A 25,265-nucleotide genomic window follows, 5' to 3' on the forward strand; every position below is an offset into this window, starting at 1 on the left:
CGCGTCGCGAGTTAGTCCGCGATGGACTGCGCCTGATCGTCCAGCCAGATCATCGCGGCCATGCGGCCGGTCTCGCGATCGCGGCGATAGGAATAGAAACGCTCACGTTGCGTGAGCGTGCAGAGATCGCCGCCGACAATGCGCGTCACGCCCAGACGCTGCAGCCGCAAACGCGCCAGCGCAGGGAGATCGGCGAGATATTTGCCGGGATTGCGCGGGTGCTCGACAAAGGCGTTGGACGTCGCATCGCGTTGTGCGGCGCCCACGCCGTTCATGAAGGCGTCACGCACGTCTGCGCCGACTTCGAAGGCGTCGGGACCGATCGACGGACCGAGATAAGCGTGCAATGCGCCCGCCTCCACACCGGCAAGTTCGGCGACGCGCTGCGCCGTCTCTTCGACGATGCCCGCCGCCAGTCCGCGCCAGCCGGCGTGCGCCGCGCCGACCGCACGCCCCGCTGCGTCGCAGAACAGCACCGGCATGCAATCGGCCACCATCACGACGCACACGGTGCCGGGACGATCGGTGACGCTGGCATCGGCGCGCGTCGGTGCGCCGTTCGCATGCGCTTGCGCGAGCACGTCTTCCGCTCGTACGATGCCGGCGCCGTGAATCTGTTCGAGCCACGCGGCCTCGCTCACGCCGGCCAGCTTCAATAGACGCTCACGATTCGTCGCGACCGCTGCCGGATCGTCGCCGGATTTCATGCCCAGATTCAGGCCGCCGGGCAAGTCCGCGCCGTTTTGCCAGCGGCCGAACGGCGCTTCGCTCACGCCGCCGTCACGCGTGGTGACGAGCGCGCGCACGCGCGGCGAGACATTCCATGCGGGTTGCACGACATCGGCAAAGCTTAGTTCGGGTACGGTCATGCGTGGTCGTCCTCGTCGTGGTCGTCTTGGTCGTCGGCTTCATCGTCGGCGTCGTCGTGATCCAGGGCGCCGTCTTCATCGGCGTCCGCGTCGAGCGACGCGTCGTAGTCGTCTTCCTCGTAATACGTCTCGTCGAACTCGCCCGCGTCGTCGCGGCCGAGGCCGAGCGCCGCCGACAGTGCCTCCATATCGGCCGGCGCGTCGGCACGCCATTGCATCGTGCGGCCGGTCCGCGGATGGATCAGCCCGAGACGCCATGCATGCAGCGCCTGGCGTGCGAAACCGTCGGGTAGCGGCGTGACCGAGCGCTTGCCGCGCGCGCGCCCATACACCGGATCGCCGAGCAGCGGATGACCAATGTGCGCGCAGTGCACGCGAATCTGATGAGTGCGCCCGGTTTCCAGATCGCAATGAATCGCGGTGACCGGCTGACGCTGCCAGATCGCCGAATCCACGCGCCGGAAATGCGTGCGCGCGGGCTTGCCCGACGCGCTCGTGACCACGGCCATGCGCGTGCGTTCGCGCGGATCGCGGCCGATTGGCGCGTCGATCGTGCCTTCTTCGGGCATGTTGCCCCACACCAGCGCGAGATAGCGGCGCTTCACCGTGCGCGCCTGCAACTGGCGCACGAGGTCGGTCTGTGCCTCGAGCGTGCGCGCCACCACCATCAGGCCGGAGGTTTCCTTGTCGAGCCGGTGCACGATGCCCGCGCGCGGCAGGCCCGCGGCGGCCTCGCCGTAGCGATACAGGAGGCCGTTGAGCACCGTGCCGCTCCAGTTGCCGGCCGCCGGATGCACGACCATGCCGGCCGGCTTGTTGATGACCACCAGCGTGTCGTCTTCATAAATGATGTCGAGCGGCACCGGCTCCGGCGTGAACGCCAGCTGTTCGGGCAGCAGATCCGGCACGAGCTCGATGGTCGCGCCGAGCGGCACCGGCTGGCGGATTTTCGCGGGCTTGCCGTCGATCCTTACTCGCTCGGCCTCGATCCAGCTTTGCAGGCGATTGCGCGAGAACTCGGGAAAAACCCGCGCGAGCACCTTGTCGAGGCGCTCGCCCGCCAACTCGTCGGGCACGACGACGCTGCGCGGCGTTTCGTCCGCCACGCGGCTCGCCACGGTCGGCACATGGCTGGGCAGAGCGGCGGCGGCGAGCGCGTCGCTGCCGAGATCGTCGTCGAGGGAATCGACGCCCAACGCGTCGGAGGGGTCAGCGCTTACGCTATAATCTTTGTTGCTATTCCCGGCACCGGTTGCGGCGCCTGGAGTATTTGAGCGGGTCATTGAGTCTGGGTCACCTGGACGTAAAGCTAGACTGGAAAATGCGAGCCTTGAACACCATCACTAAAGCGGCGATCAATTTGGCGGCCATCAAGAAGGCGGCCCGGAAAGTGGCCGGATACATTGCGTGCGCCGCAGCCGTCGCCGTTGTCGCGGCTTGCCACGGCCTGCCGGAAAAGACCGACGAGACGGCAACGTGGAACAACAACAAATTATATACGGAGGCGAACGACGCCCTGAGCGGTGGTGACTTCGGCAAGTGCGCCAAGTACTTCGAAATGCTCGAGGGTCGCGATCCGTTCGGCCACTTCGCCCAGCAGGCGCAGATCAATGTCGCGTACTGCAACTGGAAAGACAACGAAAACGCCGCCGCCGACCAGGCTATCGACCGCTTCATCCAGCTGCATCCGGATCATCCGGACATCGCTTACGCGTACTACCTGAAGGGCATGATTCACTTCAACGACGACCTCGGTCTGTTCGGCCGCTTCTCCGGCCAGGACATGAGCGAACGCGATCCCAAGTCGCTGCGCGAGTCGTACGATGCGTTCAAGGTCGTGGTGGACAAGTATCCGAACAGTAAGTATGCGCCGGACGCAGCGCAGCGCATGCGCTATATCGTGAACGCGCTCGCGTCGCACGAAGTCCATGCGGCGGATTACTACTACCGCCGTGGTGCCTATGTCGCCGCGATCAACCGCGCGCAACTGGCGCTCACGCAATACAAGAACGCACCGGCTATCGAAGACGCACTGCATATCATGATGCTGTCGTACGAGAAGCTGAACCAGCCGCAACTGGCCGACGACACGAAGCGCGTGCTGGCCGGCACCTTCCCCGACAGCCCGTACATCACGGGTCATGCACGGCCGGGGACGGAAAAGTCGTGGTGGCAGTTCTAAGCTTCACCGCGTACTGAGAATCGGCAGGAAGAAAAAACGCCACGACTTCGGTCGTGGCGTTTTTGTTTGTGCGTCGCGTTGCGTTACCTTGCCTTGCCTTACTTCGCCGAGGCGCCGCGGGCCAATGCCACCAGCGCCGCCGGCAGCGCGACTCAATCCCGCTCGAACAACGCAATCGACTCCACATGCGACGTATGCGGGAACATATTGACCACGCCCGCACCCACCAGCCGATAGCCCGCCTCATGCACAAGCAGACCGGCATCGCGCGCGAGGGTCGCCGGCGCGCACGAGACGTACACGATGCGCTTAGGCAGCGGTCCATCGCCGCTCTGCGCGATGTCCACCAGCGCCTTGGCGACGGCCAGCGCGCCTTCGCGCGGCGGGTCGATCAGGAACTTGTCGAAGTGGCCGAGCGCGCGCATGTCGTCGGCGGTGACTTCGAACAGGTTGCGGCACGCGAACGACGTATGCCCCGCCACGCCGTTCAGCTCGGCATTGGCCAGCGCGCGCGAGGTCAACACCTCGCTGCCTTCGATGCCCACGACTTCCCTCGAAATCCGCGCGAGCGGCAGCGTAAAGTTGCCGATCCCGCAGAACAGATCGAGCACGCGATCCGTGCGCGCCGGCGCCAGCAAACGCAGCGCGCGGCTCACCAGCACGCGGTTGATGGCGTGATTCACCTGAGTGAAATCGGTCGGCTTGAACGGCATGCGGATGTCGTATTCCGGCAGCGTGTAGTCGAGCTGCGCGTCGAGCGGATAGAACGGCGTGACCGTATCCGGGCCGCCCGGCTGCAACCAGAACTGCACCTTGTGCTGGTCGGCGAAATCACGCAGCACCTGCTCGTCCGCAGCCGTGATGGGCTCGAGATTGCGCACCACCAGCGCCGTGACCGACGAGCCCACCGCCAGTTCGAGCTGCGGCATGCGCTCGTAAATCGACAGCTTGCGCACCATGAAACGCAACGGCATGAGCATGGCCGACACGTGCGGCGGCAACACTTCGCAAGTCTTCATGTCGGCGATGTAGCTGCTCTTCTTCTCATGGAAGCCGATGCGCATACCGCCCTTTTCCGGCAGAAAACGCACGGCCAGACGCGCGCGGTAGCGATAACCCCAGGACGGCCCATGAATCGGCCGGAATACCGTCTCCGGGCGCAGCTTCGCCAGATGCTGCAGGTTGTCTTCGAGCACGCGCTGCTTGACGGCCACCTGCGCGCGAATGTCGAGATGCTGCATCGAACAGCCGCCGCAGATATCGAAGTAAGTGCATTTCGGCTTGGTGCGCATCACGCTTTCGCGAAACACCTGGACCACTTCGGCCTGCTCGAATTTGGGCTTGCTACGATGCGTCGAATAGCTGACGCGCTCGCCGGGCAACGCGCCTTCGACAAAGATGACCTTGCCGGACGTGCCGTCTTCGGTTTCGGTGCGGCCGACGCCGCGCGCTTCCATATCGAGCGAAACGATTTCGATGACCGGCTCGTTGCCGGTGACGATGTGTGCCGGCGCGGGCGGAGGCGTCTTGGAGCGCTTCGGCGCGCGGCGATGGGGAGCAGTTCGGGACACCTGCGACTTCCTGACAAACTTGGGGAAAGGCGAGATTGTAGACGAAGCGCCGCGCCTGGCCATCATTCGGAGCGGCGGCAACGGCCCCACGCGAGTCCAGGCCGGGCGTGGCGTGAGTCCGCGGACGAGCGCCTTGCATCATGAACAAAAGGACCGCAATGGCCCTGCAATCCGCTGCAAGGCAAACGCGTCACGCCCTGACCGCGAGCGGCCTTACTGGTCGAACGCCGCCAGATACTCGGCCCATTGCGGCGCCGTTTCCAGCGCCAGCGCGTTCTTGACCAGGTTGATCTCGTCAGCATACTCCGCGGGCGAAAACGCGCCGCGAATCAGCTGGAAGCGGCAATAGAGCAAGTACGTATTGACGACGTCGGTCTCGCAATAGTTGCGGATCTCCTCGATACGCCCTTCCTGATACGCGTGCCACACCTGGCTGCCGTCCATACCCATCTTGCCGGGAAAGCCGCACATCTTGGCGAGCGCGTCGAGCGGCGCGTTGGCGCGCGCCTGGTACATGGCGAGCACGTCCATCAGATCCGTGTGACGCGCGTGATAGCGGCTGATGTAGTTGTTCCACTTGAACTCGCGGTCGTCCTCGCCGAGATCCCAGAACTTGCAGGCGGGAATGCCGTTGACGAGCGCGCGGTAGTTCAGCACCGGCAGGTCGAAGCCGCCGCCGTTCCACGACACGAGCTGCGGCGTGTACTTCTCGATCACGCGATAGAACGACTGCACCAGCGCCGCCTCGCCGTCTGCCAGCGTGCCGAGCGAGCGGACCCGGAAGCCGTTGTTGTCGCGGAACACGCAGGAAATCGCCGCGATCCGTTGCAGATGATGCGGCAGGAAATCGCTGCCGGTTTTTTCGCGGCGCGCGGCGAACGCATGCTCGGCGACTTCGGCGTCGCTCAGGTCGGCGGGCAAATCTTCGAGGCGGCGAATGCCGGCGACATCGGGAATCGTCTCGATGTCGAAAACAAGAATCGGTGTCATCAGGTTATAAAACGGCGTCCTTCCGAACGCCGTTGGAGGCGAAGAAGCGCTTCAACCGCACGAGCGCTTCCTGTTGGATCTGGCGCACACGCTCGCGCGTGAGGCCCATTTCGTCGGCGAGTTCTTCGAGCGTGGCGGGTTCGATGTGATTCAGGCCGAAGCGGCGCTCGATCACATGACGATGCTTGTCCGACAGACGAGCCAGCCACGCGCGTGTAAGCGTTTCCAGTTCGCGGTGCTGCACTTCGGCATCTGGCGACTGGCTCTGGTCGTCGGACAGCAGATCGAGCAGGCTGCTCGCCGGATCGAGATCGAGCGGCGCGTCGAGCGACGCGGTGTGCTCGTTCAGCGCGAGGATGTCGGTGACTTCGTCGGTGGTTTTGCCGGTCAGATAAGCGATGTCGTCGATGCTGGCGTCGCGCCGGTCGGCGGCCTCGCCCGAGTTCATCGAATTTTTTTCCAGATGGCGCTTGGCGCGCAGCACCTGATTAAGCTCGCGAATCACGTGCACCGGCAAACGGACGGTGCGCGCCTGATTCATGATGGCGCGCTCGATACTCTGGCGAATCCACCACGTGGCGTAAGTAGAAAACCGGAAGCCGCGCGTCGGATCGAATTTTTCGATGGCGTGCATCAGGCCGAGATTGCCCTCTTCGATCAGATCGAGCAGCGGCACGCCGCGATTCAGATAGCCCTTCGCGATACTGACAACGAGCCGCAGATTGCGCTCGATCATGACTTGCCGCGCTTCGAACTCGCCCGCCTTGGCAAGACGCGAATACTTCTGCTCTTCCTCGACGGTCAGCAGCGGCTTGACGCTGATACGGTTCAGGTAGTGCTGAATCGTGTCGGCCGTCAGCTCGGCTTGCAGCAGTGCGCGGAAATCGTCCGCGTCCGGCGCGGCTTCGCTCGCGCCTTCACGGGTCTCGCCGGCTTCGTCAGCGCCGCCCTGGCGTTCGTCGAGATCGCGTTCCTCGGCGATCTCCTCTTCCACTTCCGAAGCGCCGCTTTCGTCGACCGAAGCGGACATAGCGTGGCTGGTCTTCTCAGACTCGGCTTGCGGCGGGCGGCGCTTCGATTTCGGCATGGTCGTATCGCTTATTGCGGCGGCAAATACTTCAGTGGGTCGACAGGTTTACCCTGCCGGCGAACTTCGAAATGCAACATCACACGGTCGGAATCGCTATTGCCCATCTCGGCGATCTTCTGCCCCTTCGTCACCGCGTCCCCCTCTTTTACCATCAAAGAGCGGTTATGTGCATACGCCGTGAGATAAGTTGCATCATGCTTGATGATAATGAGATTGCCGTAACCACGCAGCCCATTTCCGGCATAAACCACGCGGCCGTCCGCGGACGCCTTCACCGGATCTCCCGCTGCGCCGCCGATATTGACGCCCTTGTTGGTCGAGTCGTTGAACGTGCCGAGCAGCGGTCCGCGCACCGGCCATGCAAAGGCCACGTTGCCGGACGCGCCGGCGTTCGAATCGCTGGCCGCGCCAGGCGTGGCCGGCGGCGTCAGCGACGCGTTGTTCGTCGTAGAACCGTAGATGGGCGGCGCCGCCACACCGGCTGCGCCGGCAGTCCCGCCCGCCGGCGGCGTGCTGCCGAGCGGCGCGCTTTGCACCGCGCCACCGCTGCCGATCGGTGCGGTCGACACGCCCGGCGTCAGCGCCGCGGTGTTCGCACCCGGCGGCACGACGCGCAGCAACTGATCGACTTCGATCTGATTCGGGTTGGTGAGATTGTTCCACGCCGAAATGTCGCGGTAGTTCTGACCGTTCTCCAACGCGATCCGATACAGCGTGTCGCCCGGCTTCACGCGATAGTAGCCCGGCGGCGGCGGTCCGAGCGGCACCGCCGGCTGCGGCGTGCCTTGCGTACTGAGCACACTGCCGCCGGAGCGGTCGACGACCGGCGCCTGATCGAGCCGGGATGCGCAGGCCGTCATCAACAGGGACAAGGCGAGCACGCACACGCTACGCTGGGTTACGGTCATGGGGACATTCAGGCTGGTTCTTCTCATCGCGCGCAACATACTCATCGGTGTCAAATCACTCCGGATTTTAAGGGTACAAAGAAAACGCGATCAAGCCGCGACTCGCGCCACTGCGCGGGTCCGAGGCGCTCGACCAGAGTCAGCACCTGGTTCTGGCCGTCCTGCGAGCCGACCGGCGCGACCAGACGGCCGCCGATCGCGAGTTGTTCAAGCAATGCTTGCGGCACGTCGAGCCCCGCCGCCGCGATCACGATCGCATCGAACGGCGCCGCCGCCGGCAGTCCCAGGCGCCCATCGCCGTAATGCAGGCGGATGTTCGGAATGCGCAGCGGACGCAAGTTCGTCTTCGCGCGTTCGGACAACGGCTTGATGCGCTCGATCGAGTAAACCTCGCGCGCGACCTGGCTCAGCACGGCCGCCTGATAACCGCAGCCGGTACCGATTTCGAGCACGTTGGTGAGCGCGCGGCCGGCGGCGGCCAGCTCGATCATTCGCGCGACCACCGACGGCTTGGAGATGGTCTGGTGATGACCGATCGGCAACGCCGCATCTTCGTAGGCCTGAACCGCGAGACCCGGGTCGACGAACATGTGGCGCGGCACCACCGACATCGCGTTCAACACGCGCTGATCAGTCACGCCGTTCGCACGCAGGCGTTCGACCATGCGTTCGCGAACCCGTTCCGACGTCAGTGCCATCGCGCCGTTCAACGCGACGTTCGGCGCGGCGCGGCGCTCGTTGGACCGGGCCGCGGGCCTGGCCGGCGCCGCCGACTGCGCGCCGCCGCGTGTCGTCGAACCTTGAACGACTGGCTTGGCCGCGTTTTTAACGGAAGGCGCGGCGAGCGGCTTCGGCGGCGTTAGCGCCGAGGCCTTCGCTGGCGGCTTGATCTGCGCCGCGTTCTGCACCGATGCCGGCCTGGATTGGGACTTACCCGTGGAACCGGGCGGCGCGTTCTTCGCGGGTTGCTGACGCGCGTTCAGTGCCGCGCTCGCGGCCAACGCCGCCGCGCGGATTTCGCCCGGGCGTCCTTCGGGCCGGCGCGGTTCGCGCACCAGGTCCTCGAGGCCGAGCGGAAAGCGCCTGGCGCGCTCGCTGGTCATGAAGCGCCGCTGCCTGCGCGCGCCCAGTCGCGCGCCGCGGGCAACATTTGCGTATGAGTCAGGTCGAGTTGCAGCGGCGTGATGGACACGTGACCGTTGGCGACCGCGTGAAAGTCGGTGCCTTCGCTCGCGTCGCGCGCGCTGCCCGCCGGACCGATCCAGTAGATCGGCTCGCCACGCGGGTTGGTCTGGCGGATCACCGGCTGCGACGGATGCCGTTTGCCAAGACGCGTGATCTGCCAGTCGCCGAGTTGCTCGTACGGCAGATTCGGAATGTTGACGTTCAGAAGCGGATGCCCGGGCAACGGCTGAGCAAGATAGTGCGCGACGATTTCAGTGGCGACGCGCACGGCGTCGTCGAGATGCACCCAGTCCTTGTCGACCAGCGAGAACGCGATGGCCGGCACGCCGAACATGATGCCTTCGGTAGCGGCCGCGACGGTGCCCGAATAGAGCGTGTCTTCGCCCATGTTCTGACCGTTGTTGATGCCCGAGACCACGAGGTCCGGCGTATGGTCGAGCATGCCTGTCAACGCGATGTGCACCGAGTCGGTGGGCGTGCCGTTCACGTAATAGAAACCATTGGCCGAGCGCAGGACCGAGAGCGGCCGCGACAGCGTCAGGGAATTCGACGCGCCACTGCAATTCTGTTCGGGTGCCATCACGGTGACGTCCGCGATCGGCTTGAGCGCTTCGTAAAGCGCAGCAAGGCCGGGCGCCAGATAACCGTCGTCGTTGCTGAGTAGGATTCGCATGCGGCGATTGTAACCGAGGAAAGAAGACGCGCGAACGACACGGCGGGCCATGCGCACGACGTATGCAATGCGCACGCGTCGGGATCGTGAAAGGCTGGCGCGAGTCGGCGGCCGGACATGCATCGCGCGCTTGCCGATCACATGCGGACCAATAAAAACGCACGGTCGTGCTGATTGTTTTACACTCAGAATACTTGCGAACCCCTGATCGAAATGGAGACACGATGCGCGCGATTCGCTGCAAACAATATGGGCCGCCCGAGAGCCTGGTTGTCGAAAACCTGCCGGACCTCGAGGCGCCGCCAGGCCATGTCGTGATCGACGTCAAAGCCGCGGCCGTCAACTTTCCCGACGTGCTGATCATCGAGAACAAATACCAGTTCAAACCGCCCCTGCCCTTCACGCCCGGCTCGGAAGTCGCGGGCGTGGTGCGCGCGGTCGGCGCCGACGTCACGCAGTTCAAGCCCGGCTCGCGCGTGGTCGCCTTCACCGGTCAGGGTGGTTTCGCGGAGCAGGCGCTCGCGCCGGCCGCGGCGTGCGTACCGTTGGCGGACGATGTCGACTTCGAACTGGCCGCGGCGTTCACGCTGGCGTACGGCACGTCGCATCACGCCGTGGTCGATCGCGGCGCGTTGCAGGCGGGCGAAACGATGCTGGTGCTCGGCGCGGCCGGCGGCGTCGGGCTGGCAGCTGTCGAAATCGGCAAGGCGCTCGGCGCGCGTGTGATCGCGGCCGCGTCGAGCGACGAGAAACTCGCGACCTGCGTCAAGCACGGCGCGGACGCCACCATCAACTACAGCACCGAAGATCTGCGTGAGCGCATCAAGGCGCTCACCGATGGTAAAGGCCCGGACGTGATCTACGATCCGGTCGGCGGCGTGTATGCGGAGCCGGCGTTTCGCAGCATCGGCTGGCGCGGGCGTTATCTGGTGGTGGGCTTCGCCAACGGCGAGATTCCGAAGCTGCCGCTCAACCTGACGCTGCTCAAAGGCGCGAGTCTGGTCGGCGTGTTCTGGGGTGACTTTGCGAAGCGCGAACCGCAGCACAATCACGCGGCGTTTCAACAGATGACGCGGTGGATCCACGAAGGCAAGCTCAAGCCGTATGTGTCGGCGCGCTATTCGATCGAGGACACTGGGCGCGCGCTGCGGGATATGGCGGAGCGTCGCGTGATCGGGAAAGTGGTGGTGACGCCTTAGTCCTCGCGTAACTGATTCGTCCTTGGCAGCAACCAAAAGAAACGACGCGCGGTTTTCCAACCGGCGCGTCGTTTCTTTTTCGCTAAGCGTTGTGCGTTGCGTGTCGCGTATTGAACATTGAGCTTCGCGCGTATCGAACGCGCGCCGCTCTGCCCTATAGCTTTTCCGTGTCGCCCGTCTTGGGCTGCCACTTCATCAAGCGCCGCTCGCCAATGCCGACGATCGCATCCAGAATCAGCGCAAATGCGGTCAACACCAGAATCCCGGCGAACACGGTATTGATATCGAAGGTGCCTTCGGCCTGCAGAATCAGATAGCCGACGCCGCGCGCCGAGCCGAGATATTCCCCCACCACCGAGCCGACGAACGCCAGTCCGACCGACGTATGCAGGCTCGAAAACACCCAGCTCATCGCGCTAGGCAAGTAGACGAAGCGCAGCAAATGCTTGCCGTTCGCGCCGAGCATGCGCGCGTTGGCGAGCACGACCGGACTGACTTCCTTCACGCCCTGATAGACGTTGAAGAACACGATAAAGAACACCAGCGTGACGCCGAGCGCCACCTTCGACCAGATGCCCAGCCCGAACCACACGCCGAAGATCGGCGCGAGAATCACGCGCGGCATCGAGTTGGCCGCTTTGATGTACGGATCGAACAGCGCGCTCGCCAGCGGCGAGAGCGCGAGCCACAAGCCGACGCCAAGCCCGAGCGCCGTGCCGAGCGCGAATGCGAGCACGGTTTCGACCAGCGTGATCCATAGGTGCAAATAGATCTCGCCGCCCACGAACCACTCCCAGATCCGCTGCAGCACCTTCTGCGGCTCGCCGAAGAAGAACGCGGCTTTGTTAGGGTCGTCGAAATAGAAAGGCGGCAGCAGCGTCGGGCTGGTCAGCACGTACCAGAGCACGAAGCACAGCACGAGCAGCAGCCATTGCCAGATCACCAGATTCGCCCGGTTCGGGCGCAACGTCTTCCACATGACTCGGTTTGCCTTGGACGATTGATTGACGCGAATACGTGACGCGAATACGCGCCGCGTTTACGGCGTTTGCGTTTATACGGCGGTGAGTTGCTGCTGATAGCCCTTGAGTACTTCATCGCGCAGCACGCTCCAGATCTGCGCATGCAACTCGACGAAACGCGGATGCGAACGGATTTCGGCAACGTCGCGCGGACGCGGCAGGTCGATCGTGAATTCGCCGATCGGATGCGTGCCCGGCCCGGCCGAGAGCACCACCACGCGGTCGGACATCGCGATCGCTTCGTCGAGATCGTGCGTGATGAACAGCACCGCTTTGCGTTTGGCGGCCCACAGGTCGAGCAACTCGTTTTCCATCAACTGACGCGTCTGGATATCGAGCGCGGAAAACGGCTCGTCCATCAGAATGATGTCCGGATCGAGAATCAGCGTCTGGGCCATCGCGACGCGTTTGCGCATGCCGCCCGACAGTTGATGCGGATAGCGATCGCCGAAACCGCCGAGGCCGACACGCTTCAACCACTCGTCGGCTTTGCTGCGGGCTTCGGCGGGCGGCACACCGTGGAACGCAAGGCCGGCCATGACGTTGTCGATGGCGGAACGCCACGGCATCAGCGCGTCGGCCTGGAACATATAGCCGGCGCGCCGGTTGATGCCCTTGAGCGGCTCACCGAACACGCTGACCGTGCCCGACGACGGCCCCAGCAAACCCGCGCCGACATTCAACAGCGTGGACTTACCGCAGCCGGTCGGGCCGACCACCGAGACGAACTCGCCCGGCGCGATGCGCAACGTGGTTTCCTTCACCGCCGTGTAGCGCTGCGCGCGGTTGTCGCGCGCAGCGAACGTGCAGGTGATGTTGTCGAGCGCCAGTGCGGCAACGGTCATCGTTCAGCTCGCTTCGAAAGATCGGATGGGTGTGTGATCAGGTCACGTCATGACACGCAGCGCCGGAACCGCGCGATTGCGATGCGCGTTGCGTCGCCGCACGGCCCGAATGCCTGTGCTCGACTCAAGCCTTGACGGTAGTCAGCGCTTTCTTGACGAAGTCGTTGGTCCACGTCTTCGACAGATCGATCGGCTTGCCCTGCACGTTCGGATCGAACGCCTGCAAGGTCTTCAGCGACGTCGCGGGGCCGTCCGCCGGCATCAGGCCATCGGGCGACATCGCTTCCTTCACGTGCTGCCACGCGTCCAGATACACCGCGCGGTCGCCAAGCAGGTACCCTTCCGGCACCGTGTTGATCAGTTCGCTGCCGGTCGCCGTTTGCAACCACTTGAGCGCGCGCACCATCGCGTTGGTCAGCGCCTGCGTGGTGTTGGGATTCTTCGTGATGAAGCTTTGCGACGCGTACAGACACCCCGCCGGCATATCGCCGCCGAAGACGCTGCGCGTGTCGGCAAGCGTACGCGTGTCGGACACCACGCGAATCTCGCCGGTGCGCTCGAGCTTGGTCATGACCGGGTCGAGATTGGCAATGGCGTCGATCTGCCCCGACTGCAACGCGGCGATCGCACCGGCGCCCGCGCCGACGCCGATAAACGCGACATCTTTCGCGCTCAGCCCCGCTTTCGCCAGCACGAAGCTGGCCATGATCGAGGTCGACGAACCCGGCGCGGTCACGCCGATTTTCTTGCCCTTCAGGTCGGCAATCGACTTGTAGTTCGGCATGGTCTTCTTCGAGACCGCGAGCACGATCTGCGGCGCGCGCCCTTGCAGGACGAACTCGCGGAACATCTGCTTTTGCGCCTGCAGCAGCAAGGTATGCTCGAATGCGCCGGATACTACGTCCGCGCTGCCGCCGACCGCAGCCTTCAACGCCTGCGAGCCGCCGGCGAAGTCGGAGATTTCGACCTCGAGCCCCTCGTCCTTGAAGTAATTGCGGCGCTCGGCGATGGTGAGCGGCAAGTAATAGAACAGATTCTTGCCGCCGACGGCGATCGCCACCTTGCTGGTTTCAGGTTTGCCCTGCGCGAAGGCAAGCGGCGTGGCGGCGAGCGTGGCGCCCGCGAGTGCGGCAGTGCCGGCGAGAAAACTTCTCCGTTGCATGGTCTCTAGTCTCCAACTTTTGTGGTGCGATTTTCTGTCCAGCTTTTTTGCCGGCTTTTTTTGCTGCCGCTGCACGCATGAGCGCCGCGTTTGCATCCGCTTTTGAATCACGGCTTACGCGACGTGGCATGCGCGGCATCCGTGAATCATGCGCGGCAGGCATGCTGCGCGGCGCGCTCACTCAAACGATCTGTTGCGCGTGCAACCTTGCAATGTGGTCTGCATCATAACCTAGCGATTGCAGGACTTCATCGGTATGTTCACCCAGTTCCGGACCCAGCCAGCGCGTCTCGCCCGGCGTGGCCGAGAGCTTCGGCGTGACCGACGGCAGCGTAATTTCCTTACCGTCCTGCCACTTGAAACGCTGGATCATCTGGCGCGCCATGAACTGCGGATCGGTGAACATGTCCGCCACACTGTAGATGCGGCCCACCGGCACGTCGGCGGCGTTCAGCACGGCGAGCGCTTCGTCGATGGTGCGCGTGGCGAGCCAGGCGGCGATCGCGCCGTCGATTTCCTGGGTGCGCGGCACGCGGCCGTCGTTGTGCGCGAGCGCCGGATCGTTCGCGAGATCTTCGCGCTCGATCGCGATCATCAGGCGCTTGAAGATCGGATCGCTATTGCCGCCGATCACGATGCTGCCGTCGCGGCACGGATACGTATTGGACGGCACGATGCCCGGCAGCGACGCGCCGGTGCGCTCGCGCACCATGCCATACACGCCGTATTCGGGCACCACGCTTTCCATCATGTTGAAGACGGCCTCGTACAGCGCCACGTCGACGACCTGCCCTTTGCCGCCGTTCACCTGCTTGTGATGCAGCGCCATCAGCGCGCCGATCACGCCGTGCAGCGCGGCGATCGAATCGCCGATTGAAATGCCGATGCGCGGCGGCGGCAAATCCGGGTAGCCGGTGATATGACGCAGGCCGCCCATCGATTCGGCGATCGCGCCGAAACCGGGCCGGTCGCGATACGGACCGGTCTGGCCGTAGCCGGACAGCCGCACCATGACGAGGCCAGGGTTTTCCGCCGACAGCACGTCATAACCGAGCCCGAGTTTCTCCAGCAAACCCGGCCGGAAATTTTCGACGACGATATCCGCTTCTTTCGCTAGGCGCCGCACGATCTCCTTGCCCTCATCGGCCTTCAGATTGATCGTGACGGATTTCTTGTTGCGCGCCTGCACGGCCCACCAGAGCGACGTGCCGCCGACTTCGGGATAGAGCTTGCGCCATTTGCGCAGCGGGTCGCCGCCCTTGGGATCTTCGATCTTGATGACGTCGGCGCCGAACTCGCCGAGAAAACGCGCGGCGAACGGGCCGGCGATCAGCGTGCCGAGTTCCAGCACCTTGACGCCGGCGAGCGGGCCGGTTTTATCTTGCGGCGCGGTGCTCGCGCCTGATTCGTGGGTGGCACTCATGTGTCTCCTTTGTCGACCAGAGTTAGCGCTTTAGCGCTTACTCTGGTCCCATGCAAAGCGGTCGACCAGAGTTAGCGCTTTAGCGCTTACTCTGGTCCCATGCAAAGCGGTCGACCGGAGTTAGCGCTTTAGCGCTTACTCCGGTCCCATGCAAAGCGCTTATGTCGATCCTGAGTGAGCGCTTTATCGACCTCTCCGGTCCCACAGCGCGCTCTGGTCTCATGCAAGCTGTTTGCTGTTCCGATTCCAACGCGCATCGCGCAGCGTTCTAGTCGTTCCCTTGGGCTACATCGAGCGACGGTCGAGCATGGCGCGGGCGATCGTGCCGGCGTCCACGTATTCGAGTTCGCCGCCCACCGGCACGCCGCGCGCAAGGCGTGTGACAGCGAGCCCGCGCGCCTTGAGCGTCTGCCCGAGGTAATGCGCGGTCGCCTCGCCTTCGTTGGTGAAATTGGTGGCGAGCACGACTTCCTTGACCACGCCATCCGATGCACGCCGGACCAGCCGGTCGAAATGAATCTCCTTCGGACCGATGCCGTCGAGCGGACTCAGACGCCCCATCAGCACGAAGTAGAGGCCGCGATAGGTCATGGTCTGCTCGAGCATGATCTGGTCGGCAGGCGTTTCGACGACGCACAGCAAAGTGGGATCGCGTTCCTCATCGAGGCAGACCTCGCAGATCTGCGCTTCGGTGAAGGTGTTGCACTTCTCGCAATGCTGCAGATGCTCGGTGGCGAACAGCAACGAGCGGCCGAGTTTTTCGGCGCCGTCGCGATCGTGCTGCATCAGGTGATACGCCATGCGTTGCGCGGACTTCGGCCCGACGCCGGGCAGCGCGCGCAGCGCTTCGACGAGCGCCGACAAGGCGGAAGGTTGTTTCATGCGGATCGGCGTCGAAGTGGGTAGTGCCCGGCTATTCGGGTGGCGATGCGGTTGATTCGATCGGTTTCCATCATTCCGGCGACGGCCGGCGCAACAGCGCAAGGGCGCACGATGCATGCCTCGGCCGAATCGCGGCCGGTTGGGTCAAGCCGAAGCACGCGCGCAGCGAGTGCAGCACCTGCTGCACCTGCAGCGTGCGCAACTCACGCGTTTCCGTTCATGCCGCGGCGACTACCGCCGCGGCGCCTGACCCGCCGCCTTGCAGCGGTGTCGTTCAGAACGGCAGCTTGAAGCCCGGCGGCAGCGGCAGACCGGAAGTCATGCCACCCATCTTTTCCTGGGCGGTGGCTTCGGCCTTGCGCACGGCGTCGTTGAACGCGGCGGCGACCAGGTCTTCCAGCATGTCCTTGTCGTCGGCGAGCAGGCTCGGGTCGATCGATACGCGGCGCACGTCGTTCTTGCAGGTCATCGTCACCTTCACGAGACCGGCGCCCGACTGCCCCTCGACCTCGATCAGCGCGAGTTGCTCCTGCATCTTCTTCATGTTTTCCTGCATCTGCTGGGCTTGCTTCATCAGCCCGGCGAGTTGGCCTTTCATCATGGACATGCTCCTTCTTGATAGCGTGAAATTCGAAATCGGGCGCGCTATGGTGCGTCGCGCGCGAATCAGTGGACCGACGGCGCGCCGTTCGCGCCGGCGTCCGGAGTAATCGGGCGAATCGAGCCCGGCACGATACTCGCGCCGAACTCGCGGATCAGCGACTGCACGAACGGATCGGCGCCGATCTCGCGCTCCGCTTCCTGCTGGCGCTGCGCGCGCGAGGCGGCGTCGTGCGCGGCGGCCGTGCGACGTGCCGGACCGACTTCGACGAGCACGTCGACAGTCTGGCCTAGCCTGTCGGCGAGCGCGGCTTTCAGTTTAGCGACTTGCGAGGCTTCCGCGTACTGCGGTACCGGCACGTTCAGTTTGAGCGTGTTGCCTTCGAGCGCCATGAGTTCGCTGTTGAACGCGAGCTGGTACGAAATGCCCTTGAGCGGCAAGTCGACGGCGAGCGCCGGCCAGTCGCCCTTGAAGCCCAACGGATCGAGCGGCACGGCGGGCGGCAGTGGACGTTGATCGACCACGGGCGCCGGCGTGGGGGCGGCGGAATTTACGCGGACATCGTCGGGGCCGCTATCGAACACGGGCATGTAGCCGTCGTCCGGCAGGCCGTAATAGCCTTCGTCCGCGGCAGTGAGCGGCATGTATTCGTCGGGCGGCATGTCGTCCCACGGCGGCGCCGACGCGCCGTTCTGCCCGGCGCCGTTGCGCTGTGCGGGCGCTGAAGATGCGGAGGTGCGAGCGGCGGGTGCTGCCGACGCGGCATCCTGCTGCGGCGCGCGGCGCGGTGCGCCCGGCGTCGGCACGGGAACGACGACGCGCGGCGCGGCCGGTTTTGGCGTAGCGGGCGCGGCGGGCTTCGCGGTTGCTGCCGCAGTCGCGCGGCCACGGTCCGACGATACTTTCAAACCGGCGCTGCGCAAGACGTCGAGCGCGGCGCTTGCGCCACCTGCGCGACGCGGTGCGCTGTCGGCAGCGGGCGGCTCCTGCGCCCCTTGTAACTCTTGCGACGCTGCTGCGGCCTGCTCGGTGCGGGCGAGCGCAGCCGCTGCGGGTGCGCTCAACGAAGACGCGGGCGCTGAGTCGTCGAGAGATGCTGCGGCATCGTTCGTCTCCGAACCGTTGGAGACAGCGTTTACGGAAGCTTCGTTCGCGGCCGAATCGGCGGGCGCGTCATCCCACGGCGCCAAGGCGGCGGTAGGAGTCGCGGGCGACGCGGATGCCGCAGCAGCATCGTCCACCGCCGACAACGGCGCTGAATTTACCTCGTGAGCAATCGGCGCCGGCGCTGCACCAGACGATTGCTCCGTCGTTACGTCTTGAGCAGAATCCGGCGGCGTAGCCTGAATTCTGTTAGCAGCAGCCGGCACTTCAATTGCGCCATTGGCTTGCTGCGCAGGCTGAACCGACGCGCCAACCGTAGCGCCCTTGCCCACCGCCACAGCATCGCCAGGCTGCGTCTCACGGACCGGCGCGGCAGCCTTCACGCTCGCTTCACGCGAACTCGCCGATGCAGGCGTCGCGGCTGCCGTCGCCGGCAAACCCGAAGCGCCCTGTTGCGCGGCAACGGCCGGCGCGCCGGCACGTTTCGCTCCGTTCGCCCCTGCCTGGCCAGGCGCACGCGCCGAACCTACGGCGCCACCGCCGCCGCCCGTGGGCGCCGGTTCGAACGCCAGCATGCGCAAGAGCGTCATGGTGAAGCCCGCGTATTCGTCCGGCGCGAGACCCAGTTCGCTTCGACCGATCGTCGCGATCTGATAGAACAATTGCACCTGTTCGGCGCTCAGCGCTTCAGCGAAGCGACGCAGGTCGGCCGCCTCGGGCCACTCGTCCAGTACCGACGACGGCGCGAACTGCGCCCACGCGATCCGATGCAGCAAACTCGCCAGATCCTGCAGCGCCGTCGAAAACGACAGGCTGCGCAACGCCATCTCGTCGGCGACCGACAGCACCGCGGCGCCGTCGCCGTCCGCGAGCGCGTCAAGCAGACGAATCAGGTAGCTCTGATCCAGCGCGCCGAGCATGCCGCGCACGGCTTCTTCATTGACCTGATTGGCCGAATAGGCGATGGCCTGATCGGTCAGCGAAAGCGCGTCGCGCATCGAGCCGTCCGCCGCGCGCGCGAGCAGACGCAGCGCCTGGGCGTCGTACGGCACCGTCTCTTCGCCGAGAATATGTTCGAGATGCGAGACGATATGGCCGGCCGGCATCTGCTTCAGATTGAACTGCAGACAGCGCGACAGCACCGTGACCGGAATCTTTTGCGGATCCGTCGTGGCGAGAATGAACTTGACGTGCGCAGGCGGTTCTTCCAGCGTCTTCAACATGGCGTTGAAGGCGTGGTTGGTCAGCATGTGCACTTCGTCGATCATGTAGACCTTGAAGCGCGCATCCACCGGCGCGTAGACAGCGCGCTCCAGCAGCGCCGCCATTTCGTCGACGCCGCGATTACTCGCCGCGTCCATCTCGACATAATCGACGAAGCGCCCTTCGTCGATCTCGCGGCACGCGCGGCACACGCCACACGGTGTGGAAGTCACGCCGGTTTCGCAATTCAGCGCCTTGGCGAAGATGCGCGACAGCGTGGTTTTGCCCACGCCGCGTGTGCCGGTAAACAGATAGGCATGGTGCAGACGGCCGCCGTCGAGCGCGTGCGTGAGCGCGCGCACCACGTGCTCCTGTCCGACGAGCGAAGCGAAATCCTTCGGCCGCCATTTGCGTGCGAGAACTTGATAGGTCATCCGGAAATTGTATCAGTAACGATGCTACGCAAAACCGATTCGCGACGGCGCGCGAACGCATGCTGCCACTTCATTGGAAGCGGCTAACGGACCGATAGAAAAAAATAGATGATGCGGGCGAGAAACATCAGCAGAGATGGCGGAATGCCGCTGCGCTTAGGGTAAAACAGGAGATGGAATGCGTTTGCGGAAGAACCCGCGGAGAACAACAAGAACAGACAGAAGCAATCAGGAAAAGGAAGGTGACGAGCCCGACCCTCGGCACTGGTGGAAAACGGCTGTGGCTGCTTCGTTCCCGACCTGACCAGGTTGACCATCCCTCCATGCGAGGAGGCCCGTCACGAAACATTCTATCATCGCTTGAGCCGTCGTGCGACTGTTAATACGAGCAAAGCGCCAACGGTGCGCTGAATCGCTACTTCCGCACCATATATAGACAAACTCGCGGCGAGTCGCATTGAAGCCACTTGAGTTTGGCCAGCAAGCCACCAGATACGTTGCGTCATGGTTTGATGAATCACGGTGGCACTTCGTTAGCAGCCATTGGCCCCACTGCCCTGATGAGTACTATCGGCCCCGGCAACGCATAGCGAATTAAGCTAAACTGCCGTACGGATGACCCGCAAACGCGAGCCTTCTGCATATTCCGAAACGGGTTTTCCCTTTTTTCGGCGTGCGCCGGCAAGGCTCCGGTTGCGGCAAAGCGAACGGAAGTTTCCTTAGGTTTTGACGTATCGTGGCGAGCAATTCAGGCGGGCCTCGAACCGATAGAGGTATTCATACAATGAGCGAACAAATCAAGCATATTAGCGACGCATCGTTCGAACAGGACGTCGTGAAATCCGATAAACCCGTGCTGCTCGATTTCTGGGCCGAATGGTGCGGTCCGTGCAAGATGATCGCGCCGATCCTCGACGAAGTCGCGAAGGATTACGCCGATCGCCTGCAAATCGCCAAGATCAACGTCGACGAACATCAATCGACGCCGGTCAAGTTCGGCGTGCGCGGTATCCCCACGCTGATCCTGTTCAAGAACGGCGCTGTCGCCGCGCAGAAAGTCGGCGCACTGTCGAAGTCGCAACTCACCGCGTTCCTCGACGGCAACCTGTAAAGCGTCATAACGGCGCGCCGCGAGGCTTCTGAGGCCCGCGGCGCGGTGTGTTGAGTGTGTTGTCAGCCGGCAACACGCTCAACAAGAAAGATGCCATGCCGTCGCACCGGCGGAAACTGGCGTGTGCTATGCTAGAATCCGCAAAACGTCGAAAAGACGTGTAAGTCCTTGAGCGGTTCCGCTCACTCTCCTCCCAGATTCCATTTCGTCGCACCTTCTCCTGCGGGTTCTCCGTATGCATTTATCCGAGCTTAAGACTCTGCACGTGTCCGAATTGATCGAGATGGCCAATGGCCTCGAGATCGAAAGTGCGAACCGCCTGCGCAAGCAGGAATTGATGTTCGCCATTCTAAAAAAACGAGCCAAAACGGGCGACACGATCTTCGGCGACGGCACGCTCGAAGTGCTGCCGGACGGCTTCGGCTTCCTGCGTTCGCCGGAAACCTCGTACCTCGCCAGCACGGATGATATTTACATCAGCCCGTCGCAAATCCGCCGCTTCAACCTGCATACGGGCGACACGATCGAGGGAGAAGTGCGTACGCCGAAAGACGGCGAACGTTATTTCGCCCTGGTGAAAGTGGACAAGGTCAACGGCCAGCCGCCGGAAGCCTCGAAGCACAAGATCATGTTCGAAAACCTGACGCCGCTGCATCCGAACAAGGTGCTGCTGCTCGAACGTGAAATGCGTGGCGAGGAAAACGTCACGGGCCGTATCATCGACATGATCGCGCCGATCGGCAAAGGCCAGCGCGGCCTGCTGGTGGCGTCGCCGAAATCCGGCAAGACCGTGATGCTTCAGCACATCGCCCACGCGATCAAGCAGAACCATCCCGACGTCGTGCTGTTCGTGCTGCTGATCGACGAACGCCCGGAAGAAGTGACCGAAATGCAGCGTTCGGTGGCGGGCGAAGTGATCGCCTCCACGTTCGACGAACCGGCCGCGCGTCACGTGCAGGTCGCCGAAATGGTGATCGAAAAAGCCAAGCGCCTCGTCGAAATGAAGAACGACGTGGTGATTCTGCTGGACTCCATTACCCGTCTCGCGCGGGCGTACAACACGGTCGTGCCGGCTTCGGGCAAGGTGCTGACGGGTGGTGTGGACGCCAACGCGCTGCAACGTCCGAAGCGCTTCTTCGGCGCGGCGCGCAATATCGAGGAAGGCGGTTCGCTGACCATCATCGGCACGGCGCTGATCGAAACCGGCAGCCGCATGGACGACGTGATCTACGAAGAATTCAAGGGCACCGGCAACATGGAAGTGCACCTGGAGCGCCGTCTTGCTGAAAAGCGCGTCTATCCGTCGATCAACCTGAACAAGTCCGGCACGCGCCGCGAAGAACTGCTCATCAAGCCCGAAGTGCTGCAAAAGATCTGGGTGCTGCGCAAGTTCATTCACGACATGGACGAAGTCGAGTCGATGGAATTCCTGCTCGACAAGATCCGCCAGACGAAGAGCAACTCCGAGTTCTTCGACATGATGCGTCGTGGCGGCGGCAGCTAAGTAGTCGGGCTGATATAGCCGCAGCAATCGCAGATACACACCGCATAGAAAAGCCGCTCGTCGCAAACGAGCGGCTTTTTTTCGGCCTTCGATTTGCCACGTGCGCACGGCGCACAAGCCAGGAGTCCACTTGCCGACGGAGACATCGCTCAGTACTGCAACCTGTACGTGAACGTACACGTTGCAGTACAATGCGACCAGTCCGTTATGTCAGTCACACACCTATGTCCAAGGACTCACCTGCTCTGCTAACGGTGCGCGACGCCGCCGAACGTCTCGGCGTCACACCGCGCACGCTGAAGTACTACGAGGAACGCGGCCTCGTATCGCCCACGCGCAGTGAAGGCCGCTACCGGCTTTACGACGAGGACGATCTGAAGCGCTTCGGCCGCATTCTGCGTTTGCGCTCGCTCGGTTTCTCGCTGCACAGCGTCACCGAAATGCTCAAGCGTCCGCTGGAACCCGTCGATGGTGGCCACCGCTACTCGACCGAATCGCTGCAGCAGATTCACGACGCCATCGAGCAACAGGTCGCAGCACTCGATGCGCGCATCGAAAGTGTGCGCCGCGAACTGAAGGAAGCCCAGAAGCTGCGTGCCGAATTGAGCCCCGACCTCGACTACCTGAAACGGCGCCTTGCCGGCGAGAATGCGGAGGCGTTGCTCGAGCAGCGCCGCAATGCGCGCGCCAAGGCAGGCAAGGCAACACCTTCAAAACAGGCAACAGAACCGGACGCACCCACGCCGGGCGAATCCACGCCGGGCGAATCCTCATGAGCACCACATCGCCCCGCGTGTCGTTGTTCAGCGTCGAAAAACTGCGCGGCGATTTCTTCCCCTGGGTGCTGGCCGTCGTCACCGGCCTCGATTATTTCGACAATTCGATCTTCTCGTTTTTCACCAGCTATATCGCCGGCGGCATCAACGCGTCGCCCGATGAACTGGTGTGGGCGTCGAGCGCGTATGCGGTCGCGGCGGTGCTGGGCATCCTGCAGCAGCAATGGTGGGTCGAACGCTTCGGTTACCGGCGCTACGTGGCCGGCTGCATGCTGCTCTATGCCGCCGGCGCGGTGGCCGCGGCGCTGTGTGAATCGTCGATCGAACTGGCGTTCGCGCGTGGCTTTCAAGGCTACTTCATCGGCCCGATGATGGGCACCTGCCGGATCCTGATCCAGATGAGTTTCAAACCGCAGCAGCGTCCCGCGGCCACCCGCGCGTTTCTCATACTGATCGTCCTGAGCAGTGCGCTGGCGCCGCTGATCGGCGGCCAGCTGGTAGGGCATTTCGACTGGCGCGCGCTGTTCGCCTGCACGGCGCCGGTGGGCGTGCTGTTCGCCGTGCTGGCCTTGCTCGCGTTGCCCGACTCCGGCAACCGTCTGCCGGAGGAACGCGGCTCGGCGCATTTCTGGCCGTACATCATCTTCGCGTTCGCGCAAGGCGCGCTGCAGATCGTGATGCAGCAGGTGCGCTTCCAGTTGTTCAGCGCGTCGCCCGGACTGATTCTGCTGACCGTCGCCGGGATCGCCGCCCTGAGCTGGTTCGCCTATCACCAGTGGCATCATCCCGCGCCGCTCGTGCGCCTGCACGCGCTGCGCGAGAAGGTCTTCCAGGTCGGGCTCGTGCTGTACATGTTCTACTACTACATCTCGACTGTGTTCAGCTATCTGATCTCGCGCTTTCTCGAGAGCGGTCTCGGCTATCCGGTCGAAAACACCGGCCAACTGGTCGGCGTGACATCGCTGATTTCGGCGAGCGCCCTGTTCATCTATTTGCGTTACGCGAAGCTGCTGCCGCGCAAGAAGTGGATCATCGTGCCTGGCTTCGCGGTAGCCGCCTTCGCCGCGGCGTTGATGACGCGCATGTCGCCCGGCGTCGGCGAGGCGGCGTTGATGCTGCCGTTACTGCTGCGCGGCTTGCTGCTGCTATTCATCGTGCTGCCGGTCGCCAATCTGACATTCAGAATTTTCGCCATCGAAGAATTCGCCCACGGCTACCGGCTGAAAAACATCGTGCGGCAACTGACCATGTCGTTCGCGACAGCCTCCGTGATCATCGTCGAGCAGCATCGCCAGGCGCTGCACGAAACTCGCCTCGCGGAGTTCGTGAATCCGTACAATCCTGTGTTCCAGAACTCGCTCGCCGCGCTGACGAAAGGCTTTGCCGCCGCCGGCCGCTCGCCCTCCGAGGCGCACTCGCTGGCACTCGTGGAAATCAGCCGCGCGGTGGCGCAACAAGCCAGCTTTTTGACCTCGCTGGACGGCTTCTCCTTCCTGATCGGCGTGGCGATATGCGGCGGCCTGTTTGCCGTGTGGCAAAAACAGATCGACTAAAGGTTGCTTCAGGCCATGCTCTCGAAACTGACTCAATGGTTCGGCACACGCCGGCGCGAGCGCGCGCTACGCGACTACGCGATCGACGATTCGCTCTGGCAAGCCACGCTCGACGGCCTGCCGTTCCTCGCGCACCTTGCTGCGCCGGACCTCGTGCGTTTGCGCGAACTGACGAGCCTGTTCCTCGCACAAAAAGAGTTTTCGACCGCCCACGAACTCGAACTCACCGACGCGATGACCGTGGCGATCGCCGCCCAGGCTTGCTTGCCGGTGCTGAATCTGAGCCTCGATCTGTATCGCGGCTGGGTCGGCGTGATCGTTTATCCGGGCGAGTTCGTGATCCGCAAGACGGTCGAGGACCAGGACGGCGTGGTGCACGAAGTCGAACAGGACGCGAGCGGCGAAGCATGGGAAGGCGGGCCGGTAGTGCTGTCGTGGGAAGACGCGCAAATGACGGACGGCTCGGACGCCTACAACGTCGTGATTCACGAATTCGCGCACAAGATCGACATGCTGAACGGCGAAGCGGACGGCCACCCGCCGCTCATGCGCCGCTGGCACGCGCCGCTCGATTCGCAGGCTTGGGCCGATGTGTTCGACCATGCCTACGACCACTTCTGCGCCAGGGTAGACGCAGTGCCGGAGCGTCGCTGGGCGCGCTTCGAGCGCGACTCGCTGATCGATCCGTACGCGGCGGATCATCCGTCGGAATTTTTTGCCGTTTGCAGCGAGGCGCTGTTCGTCCAGCCGCAGGCGTTCGAAGCCGAGTATCCGCAGCTTTACCGGCTGCTCGCGCAGTATTACCGGCAGGATCCGGCGCGGACCGGTATGACGTTCACATCGCCCGCCTGACGCGCAACGCCCGCCGGGCAAGGGCCGGCGCGCGGTATGCAGGTCGGCCGCCGAGCGCGCCGGACAGCCGTGAAAACGCCGCGTGCTGCTAGCAAAAAGCCGCGGCAAAAGTCGTCAAGCGACTGA

At 63.7% G+C, this 25,265-nt stretch carries 22 protein-coding genes and 1 other RNA gene; 7 read left to right on the forward strand and 16 right to left on the reverse strand.

The genetic code is table 11. From position 1 onward, the window contains the following. Window positions 1-11: 11 nt before the first annotated feature. Both pgeF and ACFSNN_RS11505 read right to left on the reverse strand, forming a co-directional pair. Window positions 12-869 (reverse strand): peptidoglycan editing factor PgeF, encoded by an 858-nt coding sequence (gene pgeF / locus ACFSNN_RS11500; protein ID WP_134456198.1) that lies wholly within the window; start codon window positions 867-869, stop codon window positions 12-14. After that, window positions 866-2,152: an RluA family pseudouridine synthase gene (locus ACFSNN_RS11505; RefSeq protein WP_134456199.1), complete on the reverse strand. Its 1,287-nt coding sequence runs from the start codon at window positions 2,150-2,152 to the stop codon at window positions 866-868. Before ACFSNN_RS11505 ends, pgeF begins: the two co-directional genes overlap by 4 nt. Window positions 2,153-2,190: 38 nt before the next feature. On the opposite strand from ACFSNN_RS11505, the gene ACFSNN_RS11510 reads away from it, so the two are divergent. Beyond that, window positions 2,191-3,051, forward strand: coding sequence for an outer membrane protein assembly factor BamD (locus tag ACFSNN_RS11510; RefSeq protein WP_012432851.1), 861 nt, complete (start codon window positions 2,191-2,193; stop codon window positions 3,049-3,051). Between the two features lie 152 nt (window positions 3,052-3,203). On the opposite strand, the gene rlmD is transcribed toward ACFSNN_RS11510, so the two are convergent. The 6 genes from rlmD to surE all read right to left on the reverse strand — a co-directional run bounded on the left by rlmD (window position 3,204) and on the right by surE (window position 9,468). Further along, a complete protein-coding gene (rlmD, locus tag ACFSNN_RS11515) occupies window positions 3,204-4,622 on the reverse strand; it encodes a 23S rRNA (uracil(1939)-C(5))-methyltransferase RlmD (RefSeq protein ID WP_134456200.1) in 1,419 nt (472 codons plus the stop codon). A gap of 213 nt (window positions 4,623-4,835) precedes the next feature. Beyond that, complete coding sequence (locus ACFSNN_RS11520) at window positions 4,836-5,612, reverse strand: 3'-5' exonuclease (RefSeq protein WP_134456201.1); 777 nt, start codon at window positions 5,610-5,612, stop codon at window positions 4,836-4,838. 4 nt (window positions 5,613-5,616) lie between these two features. Then, complete coding sequence (gene rpoS, locus ACFSNN_RS11525) at window positions 5,617-6,699, reverse strand: RNA polymerase sigma factor RpoS (RefSeq protein WP_134456202.1); 1,083 nt, start codon at window positions 6,697-6,699, stop codon at window positions 5,617-5,619. An 11-nt stretch (window positions 6,700-6,710) separates the two neighbouring features. Further along, window positions 6,711-7,655, reverse strand: coding sequence for a peptidoglycan DD-metalloendopeptidase family protein (locus ACFSNN_RS11530; RefSeq protein WP_377688873.1), 945 nt, complete (start codon window positions 7,653-7,655; stop codon window positions 6,711-6,713). Between the two features lie 5 nt (window positions 7,656-7,660). After that, window positions 7,661-8,713, reverse strand: coding sequence for a protein-L-isoaspartate(D-aspartate) O-methyltransferase (locus ACFSNN_RS11535; RefSeq protein ID WP_134456203.1), 1,053 nt, complete (start codon window positions 8,711-8,713; stop codon window positions 7,661-7,663). Beyond that, a complete protein-coding gene (gene surE / locus ACFSNN_RS11540) occupies window positions 8,710-9,468 on the reverse strand; it encodes a 5'/3'-nucleotidase SurE (RefSeq protein WP_134456204.1) in 759 nt (252 codons plus the stop codon). Before surE ends, ACFSNN_RS11535 begins: the two co-directional genes overlap by 4 nt. Window positions 9,469-9,692: 224 nt before the next feature. Here surE and ACFSNN_RS11545 point away from each other — a divergent pair, with 224 nt between their 5' ends. Next, a complete protein-coding gene (locus ACFSNN_RS11545) occupies window positions 9,693-10,667 on the forward strand; it encodes an NADPH:quinone oxidoreductase family protein (RefSeq protein ID WP_134456205.1) in 975 nt (324 codons plus the stop codon). Window positions 10,668-10,821: 154 nt separating this feature from the next. Here ACFSNN_RS11545 and ACFSNN_RS11550 read toward each other — a convergent pair whose 3' ends face one another. The 8 genes from ACFSNN_RS11550 to ffs all read right to left on the reverse strand — a co-directional run bounded on the left by ACFSNN_RS11550 (window position 10,822) and on the right by ffs (window position 19,683). Continuing rightward, complete coding sequence (locus ACFSNN_RS11550; RefSeq protein ID WP_012432843.1) at window positions 10,822-11,646, reverse strand: ABC transporter permease; 825 nt, start codon at window positions 11,644-11,646, stop codon at window positions 10,822-10,824. 75 nt (window positions 11,647-11,721) lie between these two features. After that, window positions 11,722-12,534: an ABC transporter ATP-binding protein gene (locus ACFSNN_RS11555; RefSeq protein WP_012432842.1), complete on the reverse strand. Its 813-nt coding sequence runs from the start codon at window positions 12,532-12,534 to the stop codon at window positions 11,722-11,724. Between the two features lie 124 nt (window positions 12,535-12,658). Continuing rightward, window positions 12,659-13,696 (reverse strand): ABC transporter substrate-binding protein, encoded by a 1,038-nt coding sequence (locus tag ACFSNN_RS11560; protein WP_134456206.1) that lies wholly within the window; start codon window positions 13,694-13,696, stop codon window positions 12,659-12,661. Window positions 13,697-13,877: 181 nt separating this feature from the next. Beyond that, window positions 13,878-15,119 carry a CaiB/BaiF CoA transferase family protein gene (locus tag ACFSNN_RS11565; RefSeq protein WP_134456207.1) on the reverse strand — a complete coding sequence of 414 codons (1,242 nt, stop codon included), beginning with the start codon at window positions 15,117-15,119 and terminating at the stop codon, window positions 13,878-13,880. 285 nt (window positions 15,120-15,404) lie between these two features. Further along, window positions 15,405-16,001: a recombination mediator RecR gene (recR, locus tag ACFSNN_RS11570; protein ID WP_011488245.1), complete on the reverse strand. Its 597-nt coding sequence runs from the start codon at window positions 15,999-16,001 to the stop codon at window positions 15,405-15,407. A 274-nt stretch (window positions 16,002-16,275) separates the two neighbouring features. Then, window positions 16,276-16,602 carry a YbaB/EbfC family nucleoid-associated protein gene (locus tag ACFSNN_RS11575; RefSeq protein WP_007182071.1) on the reverse strand — a complete coding sequence of 109 codons (327 nt, stop codon included), beginning with the start codon at window positions 16,600-16,602 and terminating at the stop codon, window positions 16,276-16,278. Between the two features lie 65 nt (window positions 16,603-16,667). After that, window positions 16,668-19,343 carry a DNA polymerase III subunit gamma/tau gene (locus tag ACFSNN_RS11580; protein WP_377688874.1) on the reverse strand — a complete coding sequence of 892 codons (2,676 nt, stop codon included), beginning with the start codon at window positions 19,341-19,343 and terminating at the stop codon, window positions 16,668-16,670. Window positions 19,344-19,584: 241 nt separating this feature from the next. Further along, window positions 19,585-19,683: signal recognition particle sRNA small type (gene ffs / locus ACFSNN_RS11585), an RNA gene on the reverse strand. A gap of 444 nt (window positions 19,684-20,127) precedes the next feature. Here ffs and trxA point away from each other — a divergent pair. The 5 genes from trxA (at window position 20,128) to ACFSNN_RS11610 (ending at window position 25,139) form a co-directional block, all read left to right on the forward strand. Beyond that, entirely contained in the window at window positions 20,128-20,454 is a 327-nt protein-coding gene (gene trxA, locus ACFSNN_RS11590) for a thioredoxin TrxA (protein WP_006048864.1), read from the forward strand. Between the two features lie 235 nt (window positions 20,455-20,689). Continuing rightward, complete coding sequence (gene rho / locus ACFSNN_RS11595) at window positions 20,690-21,958, forward strand: transcription termination factor Rho (RefSeq protein ID WP_006048863.1); 1,269 nt, start codon at window positions 20,690-20,692, stop codon at window positions 21,956-21,958. 224 nt (window positions 21,959-22,182) lie between these two features. Further along, window positions 22,183-22,734: a MerR family transcriptional regulator gene (locus tag ACFSNN_RS11600; RefSeq protein ID WP_134456208.1), complete on the forward strand. Its 552-nt coding sequence runs from the start codon at window positions 22,183-22,185 to the stop codon at window positions 22,732-22,734. Next, complete coding sequence (locus ACFSNN_RS11605; RefSeq protein ID WP_134456209.1) at window positions 22,731-24,287, forward strand: MFS transporter; 1,557 nt, start codon at window positions 22,731-22,733, stop codon at window positions 24,285-24,287. The genes ACFSNN_RS11600 and ACFSNN_RS11605 overlap by 4 nt, the downstream gene beginning before the upstream one ends. A gap of 15 nt (window positions 24,288-24,302) precedes the next feature. Then, window positions 24,303-25,139, forward strand: a complete 837-nt coding sequence (locus ACFSNN_RS11610) for a M90 family metallopeptidase (RefSeq protein WP_134456210.1) — start codon at window positions 24,303-24,305, stop codon at window positions 25,137-25,139. The last annotated feature ends 126 nt before the right edge of the window (window positions 25,140-25,265 follow it).

It is taken from the genome of Paraburkholderia dipogonis (genome assembly GCF_042680985.1).
Classification (GTDB): domain Bacteria; phylum Pseudomonadota; class Gammaproteobacteria; order Burkholderiales; family Burkholderiaceae; genus Paraburkholderia; species Paraburkholderia phytofirmans.

Bases quoted from the DNA above. Each gene is read 5' to 3' on its own strand.
- pgeF (WP_134456198.1), bottom strand. From the start codon at position 869: ATGACCGTACCCGAACTAAGCTTTGCCGATGTCGTGCAACCCGCATGG.
- ACFSNN_RS11505 (WP_134456199.1), bottom strand. From the start codon at position 2,152: ATGACCCGCTCAAATACTCCAGGCGCCGCAACCGGTGCCGGGAATAGC.
- ACFSNN_RS11510 (WP_012432851.1), top strand. From the start codon at position 2,191: ATGCGAGCCTTGAACACCATCACTAAAGCGGCGATCAATTTGGCGGCC.
- ACFSNN_RS11520 (WP_134456201.1), bottom strand. From the start codon at position 5,612: ATGACACCGATTCTTGTTTTCGACATCGAGACGATTCCCGATGTCGCC.
- rpoS (WP_134456202.1), bottom strand. From the start codon at position 6,699: ATGCCGAAATCGAAGCGCCGCCCGCCGCAAGCCGAGTCTGAGAAGACC.
- ACFSNN_RS11530 (WP_377688873.1), bottom strand. From the start codon at position 7,655: ATGAGTATGTTGCGCGCGATGAGAAGAACCAGCCTGAATGTCCCCATG.
- ACFSNN_RS11535 (WP_134456203.1), bottom strand. From the start codon at position 8,713: ATGACCAGCGAGCGCGCCAGGCGCTTTCCGCTCGGCCTCGAGGACCTG.
- surE (WP_134456204.1), bottom strand. From the start codon at position 9,468: ATGCGAATCCTACTCAGCAACGACGACGGTTATCTGGCGCCCGGCCTT.
- ACFSNN_RS11545 (WP_134456205.1), top strand. From the start codon at position 9,693: ATGCGCGCGATTCGCTGCAAACAATATGGGCCGCCCGAGAGCCTGGTT.
- ACFSNN_RS11550 (WP_012432843.1), bottom strand. From the start codon at position 11,646: ATGTGGAAGACGTTGCGCCCGAACCGGGCGAATCTGGTGATCTGGCAA.
- ACFSNN_RS11555 (WP_012432842.1), bottom strand. From the start codon at position 12,534: ATGACCGTTGCCGCACTGGCGCTCGACAACATCACCTGCACGTTCGCT.
- ACFSNN_RS11560 (WP_134456206.1), bottom strand. From the start codon at position 13,696: ATGCAACGGAGAAGTTTTCTCGCCGGCACTGCCGCACTCGCGGGCGCC.
- ACFSNN_RS11565 (WP_134456207.1), bottom strand. From the start codon at position 15,119: ATGAGTGCCACCCACGAATCAGGCGCGAGCACCGCGCCGCAAGATAAA.
- recR (WP_011488245.1), bottom strand. From the start codon at position 16,001: ATGAAACAACCTTCCGCCTTGTCGGCGCTCGTCGAAGCGCTGCGCGCG.
- ACFSNN_RS11575 (WP_007182071.1), bottom strand. From the start codon at position 16,602: ATGATGAAAGGCCAACTCGCCGGGCTGATGAAGCAAGCCCAGCAGATG.
- ACFSNN_RS11580 (WP_377688874.1), bottom strand. From the start codon at position 19,343: ATGACCTATCAAGTTCTCGCACGCAAATGGCGGCCGAAGGATTTCGCT.
- trxA (WP_006048864.1), top strand. From the start codon at position 20,128: ATGAGCGAACAAATCAAGCATATTAGCGACGCATCGTTCGAACAGGAC.
- rho (WP_006048863.1), top strand. From the start codon at position 20,690: ATGCATTTATCCGAGCTTAAGACTCTGCACGTGTCCGAATTGATCGAG.
- ACFSNN_RS11600 (WP_134456208.1), top strand. From the start codon at position 22,183: ATGTCCAAGGACTCACCTGCTCTGCTAACGGTGCGCGACGCCGCCGAA.
- ACFSNN_RS11605 (WP_134456209.1), top strand. From the start codon at position 22,731: ATGAGCACCACATCGCCCCGCGTGTCGTTGTTCAGCGTCGAAAAACTG.
- ACFSNN_RS11610 (WP_134456210.1), top strand. From the start codon at position 24,303: ATGCTCTCGAAACTGACTCAATGGTTCGGCACACGCCGGCGCGAGCGC.